This is a genomic window from Mycolicibacterium arseniciresistens (assembly GCF_030519285.1).
GTDB classification, from domain to species: domain Bacteria; phylum Actinomycetota; class Actinomycetes; order Mycobacteriales; family Mycobacteriaceae; genus Mycobacterium; species Mycobacterium arseniciresistens.
The window spans coordinates 1-4,079 of sequence record NZ_JAUMSQ010000339.1 but is presented as its reverse complement, the minus strand read 5'-3'; the positions used below and the strand labels follow the sequence as shown (position 1 = coordinate 4,079).

At 71.1% G+C, this 4,079-nt stretch carries 4 protein-coding genes; all 4 read left to right on the top strand.

What is annotated here, in order from left to right; translation table 11 throughout:
• Positions 1 to 1,965, top strand: a 1,965-nt coding sequence (locus tag Q2100_RS27740) for an acyl-CoA dehydrogenase family protein (RefSeq protein WP_302916626.1), incomplete at its 5' end; no start/stop codon positions are given.
• A 36-nt stretch (positions 1,966 to 2,001) separates the two neighbouring features.
• Positions 2,002 to 3,210: a thiolase family protein gene (locus tag Q2100_RS27735; protein ID WP_302916625.1), complete on the top strand. Its 1,209-nt coding sequence runs from the start codon at positions 2,002 to 2,004 to the stop codon at positions 3,208 to 3,210.
• A 1-nt stretch (position 3,211) separates the two neighbouring features.
• Entirely contained in the window at positions 3,212 to 3,640 is a 429-nt protein-coding gene (locus Q2100_RS27730) for a Zn-ribbon domain-containing OB-fold protein (RefSeq protein WP_407667705.1), read from the top strand.
• Positions 3,641 to 3,722: 82 nt separating this feature from the next.
• Positions 3,723 to 4,079, top strand: a 357-nt coding sequence (locus Q2100_RS27725) for a CsbD family protein (RefSeq protein ID WP_302916624.1), incomplete at its 3' end; no start/stop codon positions are given.

Below are 4,079 nucleotides of genomic sequence, written 5' to 3'. Positions count from 1 at the left end.
GGACCGCTGCTGCCGACCGTCGCCGCCGGTGCGGTGGCCCTGCACGCCGACCGCACCCCCGCGGCCACCGACCTGCTCACCGCCCTCGCGGGCGGCGCCCCCGCCGCGGTGGTGCTCCCCGAGTACTCCGACCTGCAGGCCACGCCGACCGACGACGGCTGGCGGGTCAGTGGCGTCACCACCGCCGTACCCGGCGCCTGTTCGGCGCGAATCCTGTTGCTGCCGGCGCACACCGGCGACGGGGGGCTGATCTGGCTGGCCGTCGCCGCGGATGCGCCCGGCGTCGCCGCAGAACCGGTGGGCGGCACCGACATCACCACCGACGCCGGTGTGCTGCGCCTCGAAGGGCACGACGCCTCCGCGGAGGCGGTGCTCACCGGCATCGACGACGACCGGGCGCGATGCGTCGTGGTGGCGCTGACGGCCTGCGCGTCGGCAGGCATCGTCGGCTGGTGCGTCGGCGCGGTGACCGCACACCTACGCACCCGCGAGCAGTTCGGCAGGCCGATCGGCTCCTTCCAGGCGCTGCAGCACCGGGCGGCGATGCTGCTCGTCAACGCCGAGCTGGCGGCGGCCGCGGCGTGGGACGCGGTCCGTGCCGACGGCGATTCGCTGGAGCAGCACCGCATCGCCGCGGCGGGAGCGGCCGTGACGGCCGTCGCGGCGGCGCCCGACCTGGTGCTCGACGCGCTGACCATGTTCGGTGCGATCGGCTTCACCTGGGAACACGACCTGCACCTCTACTGGCGGCGGGCCATCAGCCTGGCCGGCGCCGTCGGGCCGATGAGCAGGTGGACCCGGTGGATGGGCGAGCTGGCCACCACCGCCGTCCGCGACATGGCGGTGAATCTCGGTGCGGCCGAAGCGGATTTGCGCTCCGAGGTCGCCGACACCCTGGACCGGGCGCTGACCCTGGGCAACGACGGCATCGGTAAACAGGGCGACTACGAGCACTTCATGACCGGACCGCAGCGCACCCTGCTCGCCGACGCCGGACTGGTCGCCCCGCACTGGCCCGCGCCCTGGGGACTGGACGCCACGCCGTTGCAGCAGTTGGTGATCGACGAGGAGTTCGCCCGGCGGCCGGATCTGGTGCGCCCGTCGCTGGGCATCGCCGAGTGGATCGTGCCGACCCTGCTGCAGGCCGCCCCGCCCGAGGTGCAGCAGCAGCTGATCCCGCCGACGCAGCGCGGCGAGCTGGGCTGGTGCCAGCTGTTCAGTGAGCCCGGCGCCGGATCGGATCTGGCCTCACTGGTGACCAGGGCCACCCGGGTCGAGGGCGGATGGCGCATCAACGGCCACAAGATCTGGACGTCGTCGGCCGAGCGTGCGGACTTCGGCGCCCTGCTGGCCCGCACCGATCCCGACGCGGCCAAGCACCGCGGCATCGGCTACTTCGTGCTCGACATGCGCTCACCCGGCGTCGAGGTACAGCCGATCAAACAGGCCAACGGCGAAGCACATTTCAACGAGGTGTTCCTGGCCGACGTGTTCGTCCCCGACGAGATGCTGCTGGGCGACCCGGCCGCAGGCTGGCAGCTGGCCATCAGCACGATGGCCACCGAACGGGTCGCGATCAGCGGCTACGTGAACAACGACCGCGCCACCGCGTTGCGCGCCATGGCATCCGGTCCCGACGGCGAGGACGTCCGGCGCGCACTCGGCGAGATCGACGCCTACACCAACGCGATCAGGGCGCTCGGCGTGCGCGAGACGCTGCGTCTGCTCGACGGCCAGGCCGCCGGGCCTGCGTCGAGCATCGCCAAGGTCGCCACCACAGTGCTGCTGCGCAAGGTGTCCCGGCACACGCTCGACGTGGCCGGGCCGCTGGCGGTGACCGAGCAGTCCGACCCGCCGGTCGTGGCGCCGTACCTGCACCTGCCCGCCGAGCTGATCGGCGGCGGCACGCCCGAGATCCAGCTCAACATCATCGCGCAGATGATCCTGGGCCTGCCGCGGAAGTGAGGACCGCGAACGTGATTGCAGCGGAGAGGAGTACGAATGGGACTGCGCGGTGAGGCCGCCATCGTCGGCTATGTGGAGCTGCCGCCGGAACGGATGAGCAAGGCGTCCCCGGCGCCGTTCACACTCGAGCAGTGGGCGGAGCTCAGCGCCGACGCGCTGGCCGACGCGGGGCTGACCGGTGACGTGGTGGACGGCATCGTGACGTCGCACCTGGCCGAGTCGGAGATCTTCGTGCCGTCGACTATCGCCGAATACCTGGGCGTCGGAGCGAATTTCGCCGAGCTGGTGGACCTCGGCGGCGCCAGTGCCGCCGGCATGGTGTGGCGGGCCGCGGCGGCCGTCGAGCTCGGTCTGTGCGACGCGGTGCTGTGTGTGCTGCCGGCCCGCTACATCACCCCGACGTCGGACCGCAAGCCCAAGGCGCTGTCCGACGCGGTGTTCTTCGGCTCGTCGAGCAACCAGTTCGGTTCTCCCCAGGCTGAATTCGAGATCCCCTACGGCAACCTCGGGCAGAACGGGCCGTACGGTCAGGTGGCGCAGCGCTACGGCGCGGTGTACGGCTACGACGAGCGCGCGATGGCCAAGATCGTCGTCGACCAGCGGGTCAACGCCAATCACACCGACGGCGCGATCTGGCGGGACAAGCCGTTGACGGTCGAGGACGTGCTCGCCAGCCCGGTGATCGCCGACCCGCTGCACATGCTCGAGATCGTCATGCCGTGCGTCGGGGGCGCGGCGGTGGTGGTGGCGAACACCGACATCGCCCGCCGTGCCCGCAACAGGCCGGTGTGGATCAAGGGGTTCGGCGAACACGTGCCCTTCAAGACCCCGACGTACGCGGCCGACCTGCTGCAGACGCCGATCGCCAAGGCCGCCGACACCGCGTTCTCGATGACCGGTCTGCGCCGCGAGGACATGGACATGGTGTCGATCTACGACTGCTACACCATCACCGTGCTGCTGTCGCTGGAGGACGCCGGCTTCTGCGAGAAGGGCAAGGGCATGGGTTTCGTCGCCGAGCACGACCTGACGTTCCGCGGCGACTTCCCGCTCAACACCGCGGGCGGTCAACTCGGCTTCGGGCAGGCCGGCCTCGCCGGCGGCATGCACCACGTCTGCGACGCGACCCGTCAGATCATGGGACGCGCGGGCGCCGCGCAGGTCGCCGACTGCCACCGCGCGTTCGTGTCCGGCAACGGCGGCATCCTCTCCGAACAGACCACGCTGATCCTGGAGGGCGACTGACATGAGCGAGATGACGTTCGAGCGGCCGATGCCGGTCAAGACGCCCACCACGGCGCCGTTCTGGGATGCGCTCGCCGAGCACCGCATCCGCATCCAGTACTCGCCGTCGTCCGGCGCGTACGTGTTCTACCCGCGGGTGCGTGCGCCGCGGACGCTCGCCGACGACCTGGAGTGGCGGGAGATCTCCGGCATGGGGACGCTCTACTCGTTCACCGTGGCCCGGCGTCCCGTCGGCCCGCACTTCGCCGACACGGTGCCGCTGCTGCCTGCGATCGTCGAGTGGGACGAGGGTCCGCGGTTCTCCACCGAGATGGTCGACGTCGTGCCCGAGGACCTGCGCATCGGGATGCGGGTGCGGCCGGTCTACTTCGACTATCCCGGAGACCACCCCGACCACGCCGTCACGATGCTGCGCTACCGCCCCGCCTGACGGTGGCGCAGCTCACACAAAGGTTTGAACATCCCGCCTGGTGGAACCTGTCAGCTCGACAGCCAAAGCCAGGAGGGGACACATGTCCGAGCACGAAAAGGCCGATCAGGCCCGTAAAGGACTGGTCGACGCGGTCAAGGGCAAGGCGAAGGAGATCGCCGGCGCGGTGACCGGTAACGACTCGCTCACCGCCGAGGGGCAGCTGGACCAGACCCAGGCGAAGGAACGCCGGGAGGCCAACGCCCAGGAGGCGGTGGCCGACGCCAAGGCCACCGAGGCGCAGTCCGAGGCCGCCGAGGCCAGGGTCGCCGCCGCCGAGGAGCGCACGACCGTCGAGGCGCAGGCCCAGACCGTCGAGAACGCGGCACGACAGCAGCAGCTCGCGGAGAAGCGGACCGCCGAGCAGGCCGCCCAGGCCGAGGTGGCACGGGCCGCGGCC